Origin of the sequence: Proteus sp. G2609, from assembly GCF_963896135.1 — a bacterium.
Taxonomy (GTDB): domain Bacteria; phylum Pseudomonadota; class Gammaproteobacteria; order Enterobacterales; family Enterobacteriaceae; genus Proteus; species Proteus mirabilis.
The window spans coordinates 14,169-33,489 of record NZ_CAWQNB010000004.1; the positions used below are offsets into that span (position 1 = coordinate 14,169).

The 19,321-nt window shown below is 40.8% G+C and carries 17 protein-coding genes and 2 tRNA genes; 2 read left to right on the forward strand and 17 right to left on the reverse strand.

The features are described 5' to 3' along the window. Positions 1-7: 7 nt before the first annotated feature. Positions 8-148, forward strand: a complete 141-nt coding sequence (locus AACV01_RS01295) for a hypothetical protein (RefSeq protein ID WP_004246227.1) — start codon at positions 8-10, stop codon at positions 146-148. 56 nt (positions 149-204) lie between these two features. Here AACV01_RS01295 and AACV01_RS01300 read toward each other — a convergent pair whose 3' ends face one another. Genes AACV01_RS01300 through AACV01_RS01310 form a run of 3 tightly spaced genes read right to left on the reverse strand, consistent with a single transcriptional unit; the run spans position 205 to position 2,840 of the window. Further along, entirely contained in the window at positions 205-1,452 is a 1,248-nt protein-coding gene (locus AACV01_RS01300; RefSeq protein WP_036919636.1) for an MFS transporter, read from the reverse strand. Between the two features lie 11 nt (positions 1,453-1,463). Beyond that, positions 1,464-1,841, reverse strand: coding sequence for a Rid family detoxifying hydrolase (locus tag AACV01_RS01305; RefSeq protein ID WP_161682325.1), 378 nt, complete (start codon positions 1,839-1,841; stop codon positions 1,464-1,466). A 36-nt stretch (positions 1,842-1,877) separates the two neighbouring features. Beyond that, positions 1,878-2,840, reverse strand: a complete 963-nt coding sequence (locus AACV01_RS01310; RefSeq protein WP_004249599.1) for a sugar phosphate isomerase/epimerase family protein — start codon at positions 2,838-2,840, stop codon at positions 1,878-1,880. A gap of 186 nt (positions 2,841-3,026) precedes the next feature. Between AACV01_RS01310 and AACV01_RS01315 the strand changes: the two genes are divergently transcribed. Further along, entirely contained in the window at positions 3,027-3,677 is a 651-nt protein-coding gene (locus AACV01_RS01315) for a helix-turn-helix transcriptional regulator (RefSeq protein WP_004246231.1), read from the forward strand. 182 nt (positions 3,678-3,859) lie between these two features. On the opposite strand, the gene AACV01_RS01320 is transcribed toward AACV01_RS01315, so the two are convergent. From AACV01_RS01320 to folP, 14 genes are all read right to left on the reverse strand, one after another. Then, complete coding sequence (locus AACV01_RS01320; protein ID WP_004246232.1) at positions 3,860-5,695, reverse strand: DEAD/DEAH family ATP-dependent RNA helicase; 1,836 nt, start codon at positions 5,693-5,695, stop codon at positions 3,860-3,862. Between the two features lie 171 nt (positions 5,696-5,866). Next, positions 5,867-6,754: a lipoprotein NlpI gene (gene nlpI, locus AACV01_RS01325; protein WP_020946629.1), complete on the reverse strand. Its 888-nt coding sequence runs from the start codon at positions 6,752-6,754 to the stop codon at positions 5,867-5,869. A gap of 114 nt (positions 6,755-6,868) precedes the next feature. Then, on the reverse strand, positions 6,869-8,998 hold the full coding sequence (gene pnp, locus AACV01_RS01330; RefSeq protein ID WP_004246234.1) for a polyribonucleotide nucleotidyltransferase: 2,130 nt from the start codon (positions 8,996-8,998) through the stop codon (positions 6,869-6,871). Between the two features lie 269 nt (positions 8,999-9,267). After that, positions 9,268-9,537, reverse strand: coding sequence for a 30S ribosomal protein S15 (rpsO, locus tag AACV01_RS01335; protein WP_004253005.1), 270 nt, complete (start codon positions 9,535-9,537; stop codon positions 9,268-9,270). Positions 9,538-9,659: 122 nt separating this feature from the next. After that, positions 9,660-10,616 (reverse strand): tRNA pseudouridine(55) synthase TruB, encoded by a 957-nt coding sequence (truB, locus tag AACV01_RS01340; protein ID WP_049218748.1) that lies wholly within the window; start codon positions 10,614-10,616, stop codon positions 9,660-9,662. Next, a complete protein-coding gene (rbfA, locus tag AACV01_RS01345) occupies positions 10,616-11,017 on the reverse strand; it encodes a 30S ribosome-binding factor RbfA (RefSeq protein ID WP_004246236.1) in 402 nt (133 codons plus the stop codon). The genes truB and rbfA overlap by 1 nt, the downstream gene beginning before the upstream one ends. A 307-nt stretch (positions 11,018-11,324) precedes the next feature. Further along, the gene (infB, locus tag AACV01_RS01350) at positions 11,325-14,075 is read right to left on the reverse strand and encodes a translation initiation factor IF-2 (RefSeq protein WP_046334737.1); all 2,751 of its coding nucleotides are present in this window, start codon (positions 14,073-14,075) and stop codon (positions 11,325-11,327) included. A 22-nt stretch (positions 14,076-14,097) separates the two neighbouring features. Next, positions 14,098-15,606 (reverse strand): transcription termination factor NusA, encoded by a 1,509-nt coding sequence (gene nusA, locus AACV01_RS01355; RefSeq protein ID WP_004246238.1) that lies wholly within the window; start codon positions 15,604-15,606, stop codon positions 14,098-14,100. Between the two features lie 20 nt (positions 15,607-15,626). After that, the gene (gene rimP / locus AACV01_RS01360) at positions 15,627-16,079 is read right to left on the reverse strand and encodes a ribosome maturation factor RimP (protein ID WP_004253010.1); all 453 of its coding nucleotides are present in this window, start codon (positions 16,077-16,079) and stop codon (positions 15,627-15,629) included. Positions 16,080-16,278: 199 nt separating this feature from the next. Continuing rightward, positions 16,279-16,355 (reverse strand) — tRNA-Met (locus AACV01_RS01365). A 60-nt stretch (positions 16,356-16,415) separates the two neighbouring features. Beyond that, positions 16,416-16,505: transfer RNA gene (locus AACV01_RS01370), tRNA-Leu, on the reverse strand. Between the two features lie 64 nt (positions 16,506-16,569). After that, positions 16,570-16,914, reverse strand: coding sequence for a preprotein translocase subunit SecG (secG, locus tag AACV01_RS01375; protein ID WP_004246240.1), 345 nt, complete (start codon positions 16,912-16,914; stop codon positions 16,570-16,572). A 166-nt stretch (positions 16,915-17,080) separates the two neighbouring features. Next, complete coding sequence (gene glmM, locus AACV01_RS01380) at positions 17,081-18,418, reverse strand: phosphoglucosamine mutase (RefSeq protein WP_004246241.1); 1,338 nt, start codon at positions 18,416-18,418, stop codon at positions 17,081-17,083. Continuing rightward, positions 18,415-19,257: a dihydropteroate synthase gene (gene folP, locus AACV01_RS01385; protein ID WP_004246242.1), complete on the reverse strand. Its 843-nt coding sequence runs from the start codon at positions 19,255-19,257 to the stop codon at positions 18,415-18,417. Before folP ends, glmM begins: the two co-directional genes overlap by 4 nt. Between the last annotated feature and the right edge of the window lie 64 nt (positions 19,258-19,321).

Genomic DNA, 19,321 nt, shown 5'->3' on the forward strand with positions numbered 1-19,321 from the left:
GAACAATTTGCTTAATCCATTAGAGCAAGAGCGTTTAGCCAAAACATTAAGTCGTTTACGCCAAGGCAATAAACAAAATATTGATTTATTATCGCCACCAGAAGAACGCTTAAAGTGCATTCCTTGTACTAGGTATAGCCGTATTTAGCTAATGCCAATCGATGAAGCAGTGTTTGCTAGATCACAATTAAGCGGTGTCTATTTTTAAGCTATATTTAAAGTGTTATTTATCATTTTAATACGCTTAGCTAATATGGTTGCACAAATAAAACCAAGCAAACTAAAAGTGACCATAATACTAAATACATAGTTATATCCTTGAATGCCCTCAAAATTATCTAATAATGACCCATAGAGAGCATAAGCAAACATGGAAGGCATATAACCAATAATACATCCAAACGCCATCGCTGAACCTGCATATTGTCTTGGTGTTCCAATTTCATCCATTGGTGCAAAGAAAATAGCTCTTTGCGAGAAAATGATTGCACCGAAACCTAATGTTGCAGTCATACCTAAATAGACATTCATTGAGTCATGAGGCAACATAATGAAAATAGCCATTGCAATCGCAGATAATAAAAATGTCCATTTCAGATATATTGTTGGCGATTTTGCAACTTTGTCAGCTAAAAATCCGCCTAATGGACCACCTATCATTTTTAGTGCATATTGATTAATAATGCCATAGGCACCGATAAGGGCTATTGGTAGTGCGTAAATATCTTTTAAAAAAGGAATAAAATAAGTTAACCCACAGTAAGCAGAATAAACAAAGAAGATACTCATTGATGCTAACCATAAGTTAGGACATTTTACGACATTTTTAATCCCTTCCAAAACTTGGCGATTAGCTTCACTTGCTGAGGAGGTTTCCTTCTTATCGTCATTATCCACAATAAAATATGTAATTATACCTACTATTATTGTAGCAAGCGTATAATAAATTAATCCTGCTTGCATACCTGTTTTACCTTCACCAAATAAAACAAATATATAAAGAGCTCCCGAAGCTACTAGAACATCAACAACCCCTCGCCCAGCTTCTAGAAAACCAAACATACGTCCTTGTTCTTCTTTATTTCCTAATAAACGTACCGATTTTAGTAAAACAGGCCAATAAACAACCTCGCCGAAAAATGCCATTGCACCAAATGCAATTAAATAACCCGTAAAAGGAGGCAATGTGCTTAAATAAGCACCACATAAACCTACCCCAATTAAGCCCGCTGGTAATAAAATTTTCTTAGAGAAGCGATCGGCAATATACAATGATGAAAATAATCCGATTGTTTGAATAATGGCATAAATAGTAAAGCCAAAACCAATTTGGGTGTTAGATAATCCCCAATCTTGTTGCATTGGCACATAAAATACATCTTTCATGCTGGATAGTTTGAATATAGTCCCACCACCCAAAATAAGAAAACATAATTTTCCCCATTTATTCATGATCATATTTCCTATTTTTTATAAGCGATAGCTTCTATTTCAATTAAAACATCTTTAGGTAGACGTGAAACTTCCACACATGAACGAGCTGGGTATTTTCCTGATGTAAAAAAAGAAGAATAAATATTATTAAAAATAGGAAAATCTTTTATATCTTTAATAAAACAAGTCGTTTTAACAATATCATCCATTGATGCACCGGCAGCTTCTATAATAGCTTTTAAATTATTCATAGCTTTTAATGTTTGTATTTCAATATCATTTCCCATAACAGAACCATCATGAGTATTGAATGGGCAACAACCTGAAATATAAATATGATTTTCAACTTTAATTGCTTGTGAATAAGGACCAATAGCTTCTGGTGCTGATGTAGTATTAATAATCATGAGATCACTCCAATATTTGATAACTATTTTTATATATTAATAACAATATTTTTTTCTTAGTTCTTTTAATTTATTAACAGAAACTTGTACACAACGCTCTTGTGCGTCCATTAATGTTTTTAATGCAACAGGAGAAATTTTAGCTGGATAATAATATTCCAAGGGGTTAATTAATTGCGTATCAAAAGGTGGTGATTTAACTTCAAAGCTTCCACTTAATTCAAATACTCCCCCCGTTCCTTTATCTCTAGCAAAATGAGATGTATAGGGAAAACAGTTTTCTAAGTTAATACGTGTTACAGGCGAATGTTCAACTAATAAACGAAAACATTCATCGATATCAATACTCCCTTCACCAAGAGGCATTCCTGTAATTACCAGTGTTTCATCATCATGTGTAACAATATGATCTTTAAAATGAGTGCTATATGTATAAGGTGCTAATTTGCTCACTGTTACTATAGGATCTTCCCACGCCATCATGCCATTACCAATATCACAATGTGCACCAACCCAAATAGAATCAATATCTTTTACAATATTTAAGATTTCATCAGCCGTTTCATCTTCATGATTTTCTATTGCAAGACGTATACGATATTTTTTTAATAATGGAACAATAGACTTAATATCTTGAATAATTTTAGGGTATTGTTTCGGATTGTATTGTCCTCGACGAAACATATAAGTACGTATCACATCAGCACCAATTCCTCGAGCGATATCAATTGCTTTTGTTAATGCCTTTGGTGTTGTAAAACGTGTATCTAATTCACAATAAAGATTTTTATCTTCAATTGCCTGACGTACTTTTGCTAAATATTCAGGGCTATCACTTGTTAACACACCAAATTCTGGGTGTAATCCTTCATCAGGAATGATATTTAATTCGACCCCATCCAGCCCTAATTCAGTTGCTTTATTTATAAAATCAAAAACATCCATTACACCCTGCTGAAAAAATAGGTGATAGGACTCTGTTTCAATACCTAGTTTCATAATTTCTTCCTCGAATTCCTATACCCGTATTTAGCCATATTAAGAAAATAAAGTATGTGCTTAGGATCATAAAACTTAACTTAGTATAAAAATATTTTACTCAGTATTATCCGAGTATACTAAATATGGATTTCGACAACTTTTAACGTTAGAATTATTTAACTGTAATTATGGGTAAAATTTCTTATGGACCTTCCTACAAACCAAAAGATTACTGAAGAAGATCGGCATCTACTCCGCTCTTATATTCCTTTTCTCGATAATTTGGGGCAATTTCTCGGTGATTATTGTGAAATAGTGCTACATAGTTTTGAGGATTTACGCCATTCCGTTATCCACATAGTTAATGGACATGTTACTGGTCGTGGATTAGGTGCCCCCGTAACAAATATTGCTTTAGAAAAACTCTCAAAATTTAATCGAACAGATCAAATGTGGGAGGTTTATTTCAATACAAAAAGTGTTCGGCCATTTAAATCATCATCTACTTTAATTGTAAATAATGCAGGTACACCTATTGGTATGATTTGTATGAACTTTGCTCTCGATATGCCATTAAATGCATTAATAGATAGTTTTACTGATACAAATAATTTAAAACATGAAAATTTTTCACAAGATGTGAATAATCTTGTACAGAATCATCTAGAACCAATTAAAAAGAGAGTTTACGGAAATAAAAATATTCCAAGTAAATACAAGAATTTAGAGATAATTAAAGAATTAAATGAAAGTGGACTTTTTGAATTTTCAGCAACACATAAAATAGTATCCGCCGAATTAGGCATAAGCTCAGCAACAATTTATAAGCATTTAAGAAATTTAAGTAAGAAATAATAATAAGATTTACTTATTGTCTAGTAGGAGATGGGAGCACTCCTGTCGTCCTCTAACAGCGCCCTACTTACGGCTGCATATAAGGCGCCAAACACCATGCTCAGCATACTATAAAAAAACCAGTCCATTGTATGGACTGGTTTTTATCAATTCAGCTTAAAATTGAATAAACTTTAAGTTTCTTATTGATTATGAGTACTACTACGGCGACGTGGTGCGTTTTCGTTATTACCGCGACCACGGAAGTTACCACGCTCGCCATTACCACGGCGTGGTGGTTGATCGCCTTTACTAAAGCGACGACCACCTTGTGGCTGACCATCACGACGGCTGCTATTACGGCGCTCACGGTAAGGTTGTGCATCACCCACTAACTGCATATTCAATGGTTTATTCATAATGCGAGTACGAGTGAAGTGGCTTAATAAATCGCCTGGCATCCCTTTTGGTAACTCAATGGTTGAGTGAGAACCATATAATTTGATATTACCAATATAACGGCTACTGATATCGCCTTCGTTGGCAATAGCACCAACAATATGACGAACCTCAACCCCATCATCACGACCCACTTCAATACGATAGAGATCCATTTCACCCGCATCACGGCGCTCACGACGTGGAGAACGTTCGCGATCGTTACGGCGATCGTCACGATCGTTAAATTCACGACGAGGACGACGTACTGGATCAGGTGGCAGAATAAGTGCACGCTCACCTTGAGCCATTTTCAGTAATACCGCCGCCAATGTTTCCATATCTAACGCTTCTTCACCTTGTGGCGCTAATTTTGGTAACAATGCACGATATTGGTCAAGGTTACTTGTTTCTAACTGTTGAGCGATTTGCTGAGCAAATTTTTCCTGACGACGCTGACTAATCAACTCTGCGTTTGGTAACTCAACTTCAGGAATAGACATCTTCATCGTGCGCTCGATATTGCGCAGTAAACGGCGCTCACGATTATCAACAAATAGAATTGCACGACCCGCACGACCAGCACGGCCAGTACGGCCAATACGGTGTACATAAGACTCTGAATCCATAGGGATATCATAGTTGACAACCAAGCTGATACGGTCAACATCCAGACCACGCGCAGCAACATCCGTTGCGATAAGGATATCTAAACGGCCGTTTTTCAGACGCTCTAATGTTTGCTCACGCAGAGACTGATTCATGTCACCATTCAATGCCGCACTGTTATAGCCATTACGCTCTAAGGTTTCTGCTACTTCTAAGGTCGCATTTTTTGTACGAACGAAAATAATAGCTGCATCGAAATCTTCTGCTTCTAAGAAACGGATTAATGCTTCATTTTTACGTGCACCATAAGTCATCCAATAGCTTTGGCTAATATCTGGGCGTGTAGTTACACTGCTTTGAATACGTACTTCTTTTGGATCATTCATAAAGCGACGTGTAATACGACGGATAGCTTCTGGCATCGTCGCAGAGAATAATGCGGTCTGGTGCTCTGCTGGGATCTTACTTAAGATATTCTCAACATCTTCAATAAAGCCCATACGTAACATTTCATCAGCTTCATCTAATACTAAACCTTTTAGTTTAGATAAATCTAAGGTGCCACGGTTTAAGTGATCTAATAAACGACCCGGTGTACCCACAACAACTTGTGGCCCTTGGCGTAATGCACGTAGTTGAACGTCATAGCGTTGACCGCCATACAGAGCAACGACATTCACTTTTGGTAAATGTTTAGAAAAATCTTCAATGGCTTCGGCAACCTGAACCGCAAGTTCACGGGTTGGTGCTAACACTAAAATTTGTGGTGCTTTTAATGATTCATCTAGATTGTGTAATAACGGTAAGCTAAACGCAGCGGTTTTACCACTACCGGTTTGTGCCATACCTAGAACATCATTGCCATCTAAAAGGAAAGGAATACATTGTTGCTGAATTGGAGAAGGCTTCTCGTAGCCTAAATCATTCAGTGCAGTCAAAATAGGTGCTGATAAACCTAGATCAGCAAAAGTCATATCGGTTTCAGTAGTCATGTCACTGTGCCTCATTCATTATGGCGGCCAGTTGACATAACATACCGCATGGTTTGTCGGTCTTTATCATCTAAAATGTGAACTGGCTCAAATTATATTATTAAACGAACAAACAAGCCCTCATCCTATGCAGATGATGGCTTTCAAACTGATCAAAGAAATGTTCGTCAGCTATTGCTGGTCCGATTCCGCTAGGTCTTCTTGTTGGCCTAACAGTGCTAATTCCAACAATGCGTAGCGGTGCTCAACAAAGTTATGTGCGTTGTTGGCAACCGTCAGCTTGAATAACGCTTCAGCGCTATCCATGTCCCCCAGACTTAGGTAATATTTACCTAAATAGAAGTTAGTTTCACTAAGATGCTCAGCGAGCGAAGTGTTATCGGTTGACGTCTCATTTAGCCTTTCCATTAATGTTTTTTCACTAATGTCACCTAAATAAAACTCAACTATATTCCATCCCCATTGTCCCGTTTTATTCGCCTGTAGGTATCGCTGTCTCAGCTGTTTTTTAGCAGAATCAGAGTCTATCTCTTTTTCAACAAGATATAACCAAAGCGAACGAATGGGATCATTTGGATCGACCTGATAAAACGCCTGCAGATCATCCTGCGCCAATTTCAATCGGCCACCATAGTATAAAGCGATACCACGATTAAAACGCGCATTATTGTAAGTTGGATCAAGCTCTAAAACAGAATCAAACGCTTCATAAGCAGCATCATAATTCGCTGCTTGCGTAAAATAGATACCTAGAAAATTAAAAATTTCTAGCATATCTGGTCTCATTGACAGCGCCATTGAAAAATCATTGCGCGCCAATGCTCTTAAACCGAGACTATCATACAGCACACCACGCTCATATAAAAGCTGTGCATATTCATCTTCGGTTAATGAACGGCTCGCCAGAATTTGTTCTATACGAGCCAATATCACTTCTTGTTGTAAAGAAGGCTGTAGTGGAGTAGCAAAAATAGCATTCTTACGCCATTCTGGACTAGTGCTGCACCCGGAAATAAAGATGAAAACAGCAATAGAACAACCGCGCAGAAATGTTTTCATTTCTCACTCCCAAAGTCAGACTCTTTCAACAAAAAGCGTTTTATGACGTCCTACTTGTCAATCATAATAAGTCTCTACCGATACCTATGTCTAGATATCGGTAGTAGAATATCATTAATTTGCAGGATCTTCAGAAGAAGTTTCAGCTGCTTCCTGCTGGGTTGCTTGAGCCTCTTTCATGCTTAAGCGGATACGGCCTTGGCGGTCAATTTCCAGTACTTTCACTGGAACTTCTTGACCCATAGTCAGGTAATCACTTACTTTCTCAACGCGTTTGTCTGCGATTTGAGAAATATGCACCAGACCTTCTTTACCACCGCCGATAGCAACAAATGCACCGAAATCAACGATACGTGTTACTTTACCGTTATAGATACGGCCAACTTCGACTTCTGCCGTGATCTCTTCGATACGAGCGATAGCTTGTTTTGCTTGTTCGCCACTAGTAGCCGCAATTTTCACTGTACCATCATCTTCGATTTCGATAGTGGTACCCGTTTCTTCCGTTAATGCACGGATAACTGAACCACCCTTACCGATAACATCTTTGATCTTATCAGCATTGATTTTGATAGTATGAATACGTGGTGCAAACTCAGAAATTTCTGCACGAGGCTGGCTAATTGCACTTTCCATTACCCCTAAAATATGCAGACGTGCGCTTTTCGCTTGATTTAACGCAACTTGCATAATTTCACGAGTGATACCTTCGATTTTGATATCCATTTGTAATGCACTGACTCCGTTACGGCTACCCGCAACTTTAAAGTCCATATCACCTAAATGGTCTTCATCACCTAAAATATCAGAAAGAACAACGAAGTTTTCACCTTCTTTTACCAGACCCATTGCAATACCAGCAACAGATTCTTTAATTGGTACACCAGCATCCATCAGTGCTAAAGAAGCACCACAAACAGATGCCATTGAAGATGAACCATTGGATTCTGTAATTTCAGACACTACACGTACTGTGTATGGGAATTCTTCAATCGTTGGCATAACGGCTAATACACCACGTTTTGCTAAACGACCATGACCAATTTCACGACGTTTTGGCGAACCCATCATACCTGTTTCACCGACAGAATATGGAGGGAAGTTGTAGTGCAGTAAGAAGGTATCGGTATGCTCACCCATGATGTCATCAATGGTTTGTGCATCACGTGCAGTACCTAAAGTAGCTGTTACTAATGCTTGAGTTTCGCCACGAGTAAATAGCGCAGAGCCATGTGTACGTGGTAATAAACCTGTACGAATATCTAAAGCACGTACCATGTCTTTTTCACGACCATCGATACGAGGTTCACCCGCTAATACACGAGCACGAACAATTTTCTTCTCTAAACCAGAGAAAATTTCAATGATTTCGCCTTCGTCTAAAGACTCATCTTCTGCTAATAATGTGCTGATCACTTCATCACGAATAGCATCGATTTGCTCATAACGTTCTTGTTTTTCAGTAATACGATACGCATCACCAATACGAGTTTGTGCTAATTGAGCAATACGATCATGTAAAGATTGGTTAATAGGCTCTGGTGCCCAATCCCATTTTTCTTTACCGACTTCGGCAACTAATGCATTGATATTTTCAATCACAACTTGTTGTTGTTCATGACCAAATACCACTGCACCTAACATTTGTTCTTCTGATAATAAATCAGCTTCTGATTCAACCATCAGTACCGCACCCGCAGTACCTGCAACCACTAAGTCTAATTTACTGATTTTCAGTTCATCAACGGTTGGATTCAGCACATATTGACCATCAATAAAGCCAACACGAGCACCACCGATAGGACCATTGAAAGGTACACCTGATAATGACAGTGCTGCAGAAGCACCAATCATAGCAACGATATCTGGGTTAACTTGTGGATTAACAGAAACCACAGTCGCAACTACTTGGATTTCGTTTAAGAACCCTTCTGGGAATAGTGGGCGTAAAGGGCGGTCGATAAGACGCGCGATTAAAGTTTCACCTTCGCCAGGACGACCTTCACGACGGAAGAAACTTCCTGGAATACGGCCAGCTGCGTATGAACGCTCTTGATAGTTAACGGTGAGTGGGAAGAAGTCTTGTCCTTCTTTCACTTTTTTCTTAGCAACAACGGTAACAAAAACAGCAGTGCCGTCCATGTCAACCATTACAGCAGCCGTTGCTTGGCGAGCCATCATGCCCGTTTCTAACGTAACGGTATGTTGACCGTATTGAAATTTACGAACTGTAGGATTCAGCAAAATAATATCCTTTATCTTATTGTCGCATGATATTTAGCGACGATGAATAATCTTTTCTCCGCTACGTCCCCTCGCGACTAATGGAAATATTTAACTTAACCACGTTTAAACACTTTCATTAGCCGCGCGAATTGTCGCAACTAGAGAGACTAAATAACCATCACCACATTAAAACATAACGACTCATTTTTGAAATAGCACTTTCTTAAAAATAGCACTTTCTAGTAGAAAAGGGGCCTACGGGCCCCTTTTCATTGAAACTCACTTGATTAGCGACGCAGACCTAAACGTTCAATCAGTGCAGTATAACGAGCTACATCTTTACGTTTCAGGTAGTCCAGCAGATTACGACGGCTGGAAACTTTACGCAGCAGACCACGACGGCTGTGGTGATCTTTTTTGTGCTCTGAAAAGTGACCTTGCAGGTGGTTGATTTCTGCAGTCAGCAGTGCGATCTGAACTTCGCTTGAGCCAGTATCGTTAGCATCACGACCGAATTCAGCAACGATCTTTGCTTTCGCTTCAGTACTTAGAGACATAATAAAACTCCAATAAAAGTAAAATTTTCAGATAGCCAATCTCTAATTCAGCTATCCAACTCAGCCACCTAAACAGATAGCCGCATTATTCTACGCTTCAAACACACTTAGCGCAAGAATTGCTATTCAGGGTTATTGAGTGCCTGATAATCCACGACTAATCTTTTCGGTGCAACTAGACCATCTTTGATGATCGCAAGGCCAATAAATTTTTTCTCATCGCCTTCGGTGACTCTGACCCATTCCCCTTCATCCAAGGTGTGATTTACCCGAACCGGTTGCCCCAGTTTTAAGTAACCCGCCATAATGGCGGTTAAATGCACCACAGGGAAATGTGCAACCGCAGTATCCATAGGCAATAATAAGGCATCTAACGCAGGAAATGGTGACTCATCTTGTTGCTGAGCATCATCAATGATTGCACGCAATTGCTCAAGCGTCACCATACGCTCTTTCGGATAATCTGCGACTTCTAAACGACGTAAGAAAATCACATGGGCACCACAGTTTAATTTCTCACCCAGATCATCAATGATAGTGCGAATATAAGTACCTTTAGAACAATGAATTTCTAGTTCTAATTCATCGTCTTCCCAGCGAATAAATTGCAATTCATACACGGTAATGGGTCTTGCTTCTCGCTCAACTTCAATACCTTGTCTTGCATATTCATAAAGTGGTTTACCTTGATGCTTAAGGGCTGAATACATTGAAGGAATTTGCAATGTTTCACCACGAAAACTCTCTAACGCAGCATCGAGCGCTTGCTGGTTAAACTGTACAGGTCGTTGCTGGATCACTTGTCCATGAGCATCAGAGGTATCTGTTCTTTCACCTAATTTGGCAATCACTCGATAGCGTTTATCTGAATCCAATAAAAACTGTGAAAACTTTGTCGCTTCACCTAAACAGATAGGAAGCATACCTGTCGCTAAAGGATCTAAAGCGCCGGTATGCCCCGCTTTGCTTGCATTAAACATGCGGCGTACTTTTTGCAAAGCGTCATTCGATGAAATATCTTGAGGCTTATCAAGCAATAATACGCCGTTAATCTCACGCCCTTTACGACGACGCCCCATTACTCTTCCTCTTTATGACGGCGTTTTTCATCATCTTTGACAACATTTGACACAAGGTTAGACATACGCATACCTTCAACTAATGAATTGTCATAAGCAAATGTTAGCTCAGGAACAACACGTAAGCGCATCGCTTTACCTAATAAAGAACGAATAAAGCCTGCTGCTTCGTTAAGGGCTTTTAAGCCATTTTCTACCATTTCTTCATCGCTTTCTTCACCTGCTGATAGGTTTAAAAAGGTGACAAATACTTTGGCGTAAGCCAGATCACGTGAAATTTCAACACCGGATACGGTGGCCATTCCAATACGTGGATCTTTTACTTCGCGCTGTAAAATGATGGCGATTTCTTTTTGCATTTCCTGAGAAACACGCTGAGCACGGCTAAAATCTCTTGCCATTTTATCTCTCCCTGACAATGTCGTTATCACTCTATTGTCATTATTGATCCAATTTTAAAATCGATGATATCTAAAGAGTATACATAAAGTCACGTTTCACAACCGCTTTACGCTTTTTTTCTCTTTAGCAATAAATCTGCTCTTTAGCGTTATCTTACCCTGTTCTTTTAATGACATAAATTACTGAAAGCCAATCTATTTCGCTTATATTGAAAAATACAGAAAAGAATAAAGGGGGAATAGCATAAAGAGAGGAATAAGAAGGGAGCCATTAAGCTCCCTTCCTGTTTAAATCAGACGTACTCGATTAATCGATAGAACGTTTAATTTCGATAACTTGGAACACTTCAATCATATCGCCAACACGGACATCGTTGTAGTTTTTCACACCGATACCACATTCCATACCATTACGGACTTCGTTGACGTCATCTTTAAAGCGACGCAGTGATTCAAGCTCACCTTCGTAAATAACCACGTTATCACGTAATACGCGAATAGGATTGTTACGTTTGATATTACCTTCAACCACCATACAACCCGCGATAGCGCCGAATTTAGGTGATTTAAACACATCACGAACCTCAGCAAGACCCATGATTTCTTGTTTGTATTCAGGCTCTAACATACCGCTCATTGCTGATTTAATTTCATCAATCAAGCTATAGATAACGGAGTAGTAACGTAAATCAACACTTTCTTGTTCGATAATACGACGTGCAGAAGCATCAGCACGAACGTTGAAACCAAGAATGATAGCATCAGAAGCAGCCGCTAAAGTCGCATCTGTTTCAGTGATACCACCCACGCCAGAACCGATAATTTTCAGTTTAACTTCATCTGTAGAAAGTTTAACTAATGCATCAGTGATGGCTTCACAAGTTCCTTGAACATCCGTTTTCAGTACGATGTTCAGTTCAGAAACTTTACCTTCTTCCATGTTAGCAAACATGTTTTCCAGTTTAGATTTCTGTTGACGAGCCAGTTTCACTTCACGGAATTTACCTTGACGATATAAGGCAACTTCACGCGCTTTTTTCTCATCACGAACAACGGTTGCTTCATCACCCGCAGAAGGTACATTAGACAGACCTAAAATCTCAACAGGCATTGATGGGCCGGCAGATTGTACTTCTTTACCTAATTCGTTACGCATTGCACGAATACGACCGTATTCAAAGCCACACAGAACGATATCACCTTTATTCAAGGTACCTTCACGAACAAGGATAGTCGCAACAGGACCACGGCCTTTATCGAGGTAAGATTCGATAACAACACCGCTTGCCATACCCTCTTTTACTGCTTTCAGTTCAAGAACTTCCGCTTGTAATAAGATAGCATCCAGCAACTCGTCAATACCTAAACCTTGTTTTGCTGACACATGGATAAACTGAGTCTCACCACCCCAATCTTCTGGCAGAATGCCATATTGAGACAGCTCAGTTTTAACACGATCAGGATCAGCTTCTGGTTTATCAATTTTGTTCACGGCAACAACAACAGGCACATTTGCTGCTTTGGCGTGTTGGATAGCTTCGATAGTTTGTGGCATCACACCATCATCAGCAGCAACAACCAGAACAACGATATCCGTTACCTGAGCACCACGGGCACGCATTGAAGTAAATGCGGCGTGACCTGGAGTATCTAGGAAGGTAATTTCACCTTTGTCGGTTTTAACGTGATAAGCACCGATATGCTGAGTAATACCACCTGCTTCACCTGAAGCCACTTTCGTTGAACGAATGTAGTCGAGTAAAGAGGTTTTACCATGGTCAACGTGACCCATAATAGTCACAACAGGCGCACGAGATACAGCCATTTCATCGCTAGTATCACGGTCGTTCATCACTTGTTCTTCTAACTCGTTTTCACGACGTAAGATAACTTTGTGACCCATTTCTTCCGCAACCAGTTGTGCCGTTTCTTGGTCTAAAACTTGATTGATGGTTGCCATTGCACCCATTTTCATCATTGTTTTAATGACTTCAGAACCTTTCACTGCCATTTTGTTTGCTAAATCAGCAACTGAAATAGTCTCACCAATGACAACATCGCGGTTTACGGCAGCTGCTGGCTTATTGAAGCCTTGCTGTAATGTGCTGTTTTTACGTCCTTTGCCTTTCTTGTTAGAACGGCCAGCAGCGCGAGCTTCTTCACGATCTGCTTTTTCAGAGTGACGGTTATTTTTCTTTGGACGAGGGGCTTTTGCTGCACGACCACGGCCACGGCCACCTTCAACCTCAGCATCACTTTCATCTTCTGCATCACGCGCATAGCGAGATGTCGTCACATGATAGTCAGTACCTTCTGTTTCAGATGGCGTATCTGAAGTCCATTTTTCAGCATTTTCTTCCGCTAAGCGACGCGCTTTTTCTGCTGCAATGCGAGCTTCTTCTTCAGCTTTACGACGCTGAGCTTCTTCTGTTTTACGTTTCAGTTCAGCCTGTTCGGCTATGCGACGTGCTTTTTCCTGATCAGCCTTATCAGCTTTTGGTTTCTCGTTTTGTTTCACTTTGTCTTTTTCCGCTGCTTCGCGCTTAGCTAATTCCGCTGCTTCACGTTTTGCTTCTTCAGCTTCACGTTTTGCCTTTTCTTCAGCCTTTTTCTTGGCTTCTTCAGCTTCACGTTTTGCTTTTTCTTCAGCTTCGCGCTGTGCTTTCTCTTGTGCTTCGCGCTGTGCTTTTTCTTCTGCTTCGCGACGCGCCTTTTCTTCCGCTTCACGCTGAGCTTGCTCTGCCGCTTGTGCTTTTTCAACTGCATCACGGTTCACATAAGTGCGTTTTTTGCGGACTTCGATGGCTACTGATTTATTTTTGCCACCTGTACCAGGAACACTTAACGTACTACGCACTTTGCGCTGTAACGTTAATTTTTCTGGTTGGCTGGTTGACTCTTTATCACGGTTCAACCAAGCCAGCAAGGTTTCTTTCTCTTTTTGGGAGACAGAATCAGAGACGGTTTTCTTAATACCGGCATCAGCAAACTGCTGTACCAAACGTTCAACCGGTGTCTGAATCTCTTCTGCAAGTGATTTTACTGTTTCATCTGTCATTCTGTTCCTTCCTGCTCAGTTGTTACGCATCATTCCCAAACCAGCAGATATTACGAGCAGCCATAATGAGTTCGCCTGCGCGCTCACTATTTAAACCGTCAATATCAGTTAGGTCGTCGATACCCTGTTCGGCAAGATCTTCCAGTGTGCAGATACCACGGGCAGCTAGATCAAATGCTAAAGAACGTTCCATGCCTTCGAGAGCTAATAAGTCCTCAGCTGGCTGGTTATCGCCTAGGCTTTCTTTTTGAGCTAGTTCAATCGTTGTTAATGCCGCTTTTGCTCTTTCACGTAATGCTTCAACTGTTTCTTCATCAAGACCGTCGATAGCTAACAGTTCGTCAATCGGCACATAAACTAACTCTTCAAGGGTAGAGAAACCTTCTTCAACTAAAACAGTTGCGAAGTCTTCATCAATGTCGAGATGCTTAGTAAATATTTCAATGGCTGCGTTTGCTTCTGCCTGATGCTTAGCATTCAGTTCATCTGCAGTCATGACATTCAGTTCCCATTTGTCATCACCACGATGTTTTTTCAGTAATTGTGCTGCTAAGCGAACATTTTGACCATTACGGCCAATCGCTTGGGCAAGGTTACTGCTTTCAACAGCGACGTCCATTGTACATTTGTCTTCATCGACAACAATAGAAGCAACATCTGCCGGAGCCATTGCATTAATCACGAATTGTGCAGGATTATCATCCCACAGAACAATATCAATTCGTTCACCGCCCAGTTCACTGGAAACGGCTTGTACACGTGCACCACGCATACCAACACAAGCACCCACAGGGTCGATGCGTTTATCGTTGGTTTTTACAGCGATTTTGGCACGAGAACCTGGATCACGTGCTGCAGCTTTAATCTCAATGATCTCTTCGCCAATTTCAGGTACTTCAATGCGGAATAATTCGATCAGCATTTCAGGACGAGAACGTGTTACGAAAAGTTGTGCACCACGAGTTTCTGTACGAACATCGTATAAGACACCACGTACACGGTCACCTGGGCGGAAATTTTCACGCGGTAGCATATCTTCACGTAAGATAACGGCTTCTGCGTTATTTCCTAAATCTAGGGTGATGTTATCGCGGTTTACTTTTTTCACAACGCCCGTGATAATTTCGCCTAATTGTTCGCGGAATTGATCAACAACCATCGCTCTTTCAGCTTCACGTACTTTTTGTACGATCACTTGTTTTGCGGTCTGGGTGGTAATACGGTCGAAAGTAACAGACTCAATTTGGTCTTCAATGAAGCCGCCGAGTTCAATTTCAGGCTCTTCGTATTTAGCCGCTTCAAGTGTGATTTCACGAGTAGGCTGAGTAACTTCTTCAACCACAAGCCAACGACGGAAAGTATCAAAATCCCCCGTTTTACGATCAATGCAAACTCGTACATCAATCTCTTGCTCATATTTTTTCTTAGTCGCTGTCGCTAATGCAGTTTCCAGTGCTTCGAAAATCTTCTCACGAGGAAGAGATTTTTCGTTAGAGACCGCTTCCACAACAGCCAGAATCTCTTTGTTCATCCTAGTTGCCTCTTCAAAACTTAAAAGTGGGGTACCAGGTTAGCTTTCTGGATGTTGCTCAGTGCGAACACTTCGTCTTTACCATCCACAGTAACCGTGATCATTTCGCCAGCGACAGACTTAATAATGCCCTGCCATTTACGGCGGTTTTGCATCGCAATTCGTAATACAACGGCGACTTCTTCGCCGATAAATTGCTCATAATGCGTTGTAGTGAATAAAGGTCTTTCTAAACCAGGAGATGAGATCTCAAGGTTATAAAATGTTTGAATTGGATCTTCAACATCCAGCACAGCACTGACCTGGTGGCTAACATCAGCACAATCATCAACAGTGATACCTTCTTCACTATCAATATAGATACGCAATGTTGATACTCGACCACGAATAAACTCAAGACCAACAAATTCAAAGCCTAATGCTTCTACTGGTGCTGAAACCATCGCTGTTAATTTTTGCTCTAATGTGGACAAACCCACCCCCAAGGCATAAAAAAAGGGCTTATAGCCCAGTATTCTATTCTCTGATAACAAAAAACCCCGAAATTCGGGGCTTTATGCAACTGGACCCTGTAACTTGCCAATCGAGATAACCTCTTCTACGGCACATTCCACTCAGGATCATAATCGGTTTACAAGATGATTAATGAGAAAAGTGCTGTATTGTTAGAAGTGGTTGCGGGGGCTGGATTTGAACCAACGACCTTCGGGTTATGAGCCCGACGAGCTACCAAGCTGCTCCACCCCGCGTTCGAAAAACGTGGCAAATTTTACGCTGATAACATGCAAAACGCAAGCTATCTGGAATAATGGTGCCGAGAACGGGACTTGAACCCGTACGCCCGTTTTGTAGGCACTACCACCTCAAGGTAGCGTGTATACCAATTTCACCACCTCGGCACTTTAATGAGACTGTTTATTTAACCAAAACCCCAAACAATCTCATTTTTAACTATTACTTAGTTTACTGCGGAATATCTGTGTTTGCTGGTGCTACAGGCGCTGCTAATTGCTCAGCTTTTTTCGCTTCTTCTGCAGTCTGCTCGATAGACATCCACTTACTGTCTTCACGAACAGTTTTATTGGCACTTAAATTACCTAAAATAAGGCAAAGTACAATAAACACTGTTGCTAAAACAGCGGTCATACGGGTCATGAAATTTGCTGAACCGCTTGAACCAAATACTGTACCGGAAGCACCTGCACCAAAAGAAGCGCCCATATCAGCACCTTTACCCTGCTGTAACAGGATCAGACCAACCAGCCCTGTTGCTGCAATGATAAGAATAACAATGAGTGCTGTATACATTTGCGTTACCTATTCTATGGAACTTATCGCCTATGCGATAACCTTCGATTGCTTCACCCGCTTTAGTTCAACGACCTTACTAAGCGGGTGTGAATACTAACCAAACCTGAACTGACAAGCAAGGTTATTTTACTATAAAGTGATTAATTGAAGAAAAAAACAGCAATTAGCCAACATGTTTTACTGCATCAGCAATACGATTCGCCATCGCTGTGACTTGCTCTTCATTTTCGCCTTCAACCATCACTCGAATTAATGGTTCTGTTCCTGATTTACGTAATAAAACGCGTCCCTTACCGCCAAGCTCCGCCTCAACTTCTTTTGCGACTTGCTGAACTTCTGTTGATTGTAGAGGATCGTGATTTCCCGTAAAACGAACATTCACCAAAATTTGTGGTAATAATTTCATGCCACTGCATAGATCATGCAAGCTCATATGGTTACGAACCATTGCGCTTAATACTTGCAGACCAGCAACAATACCATCACCCGTTGTTGTCTTATCAAGTAAAATAATATGACCCGAGTTTTCCGCCCCTAAACGCCAGCCTTTTTCTTGCAATTTCTCAAGCACATAGCGGTCACCCACTTTCGCTCTCACAAAAGGAATACCAAGCTGTTTTAAGGCAATCTCTAACCCCATATTACTCATTAGTGTACCGACGGCACCACCACGTAGTTGACCTTGACGTAACGCTTCTCGCGCAATGATATAGAGAATTTGGTCACCATCTACTTTTAGGCCTTTATGATCAACCATAATAATACGGTCACCATCACCATCAAAGGCTAAACCAACGTCGGCACCCTCTTCTAACACGCGTTTTTGCAACATACGTACATCTGTTGCACCACATTCGTCATTGATATTGATGCCCGTAGGCTCACAACCAATAGTGATAACCTCAGCCCCGAGTTCACGAAAAACATTAGGCGCAATATGGTAAGTTGCACCATGGGCACAATCCACAACAACTTTTAACCCATTTAAATTATTTTCGTTAGGGAAAGTACCTTTACAAAATTCAATATAACGGCCCGCGGCATCAACAATGCGATTCGCACGCCCTAATTCTGCGGACTCTACACAAGTGATCGGTTTTTCCATTTCCGCTTCAATGGCTTCTTCTACTTCATCAGGTAGTTTTGTACCATCAATGGAGAAGAATTTGATGCCATTATCATAATAGGGATTATGAGAAGCAGAAATCACTATGCCAGCTTCTGCTCTGAAAGTACGGGTTAAATAAGCGACCGCGGGGGTTGGCATCGGGCCTGTAAATGAAGCGGATAATCCCGCAGCAGCAAGGCCTGCTTCTAGAGCCGATTCCAACATATAACCAGAAATACGAGTATCTTTACCGATAATGATTTTACGTGAGCCGTGACGTGCAAGTACTTTACCTGCAGCCCAGCCTAGCTTTAATACAAAATCAGGTGTAATAGGGCTGTCACCTACTTTTCCACGGATACCGTCTGTTCCAAAGTATTTACGTTCGCTCATTCATTATTTTCCTTTGCAGAAAGAGTCGCCTGCACGACTTTCATCGCATCTACAGTCTCTTTAACATCGTGTACACGAATAATTTGTGCCCCTTGCATTGCAGCAATAACTGCGCAAGCAACACTACCAGCAACACGCTCTTGTGGCGGAACATTGAGTAACTGTCCTACCATTGATTTACGTGACATTCCGGCGAGTATCGGTAAACCAAAGTGATGAAAATCACTTAGATGTGCTAATAATTGATAATTATGCGCTAAATTTTTACCAAAGCCGAAGCCTGGATCAAGAATAATTTGATTTTTCTCGATGCCAGCATCAATACAACGTTGAATATTCTCTGCTAGAAAAGCATCAACTTCTATCATCACATTCTTATACTGCGGCGAATGTTGCATTGTTTTAGGTAAACCTTGCATATGCATAATACAAACAGGTAACCCCGTTTTTGCAGCCGCCTGCAGTGCTCCAGGTTCGGTAAGTGAACGTATATCATTGATAATAGAGGCACCCGCTTGAGCGGACTCCGTGATCACTTGTGCTTTGGATGTATCAACAGAAATCCACACATCAAAACGTTGCTGGATAGCTTCGACCACAGGAATAACACGATGTAACTCTTCATCGACAGAAACATCACTGGCACCCGGCCTTGTTGATTCACCACCGATATCGATGATAGAAGCCCCTTCAGCAATAAGTTTAGCGGCGTGGTTAATAGCATCATTAAGAGAGTTATGCGTTCCGCCATCAGAAAATGAATCTGGCGTCACATTTAAAATGCCCATCACTTGGGGTGAAGATAAATTAAGCTCTCTTCCTCTGGCAATTAATTTCATTTCGTTGATACCTATATAAAAAAACCCCAGAAAGCCTGGGGTTTGTATTTATAGCTTACTCAAT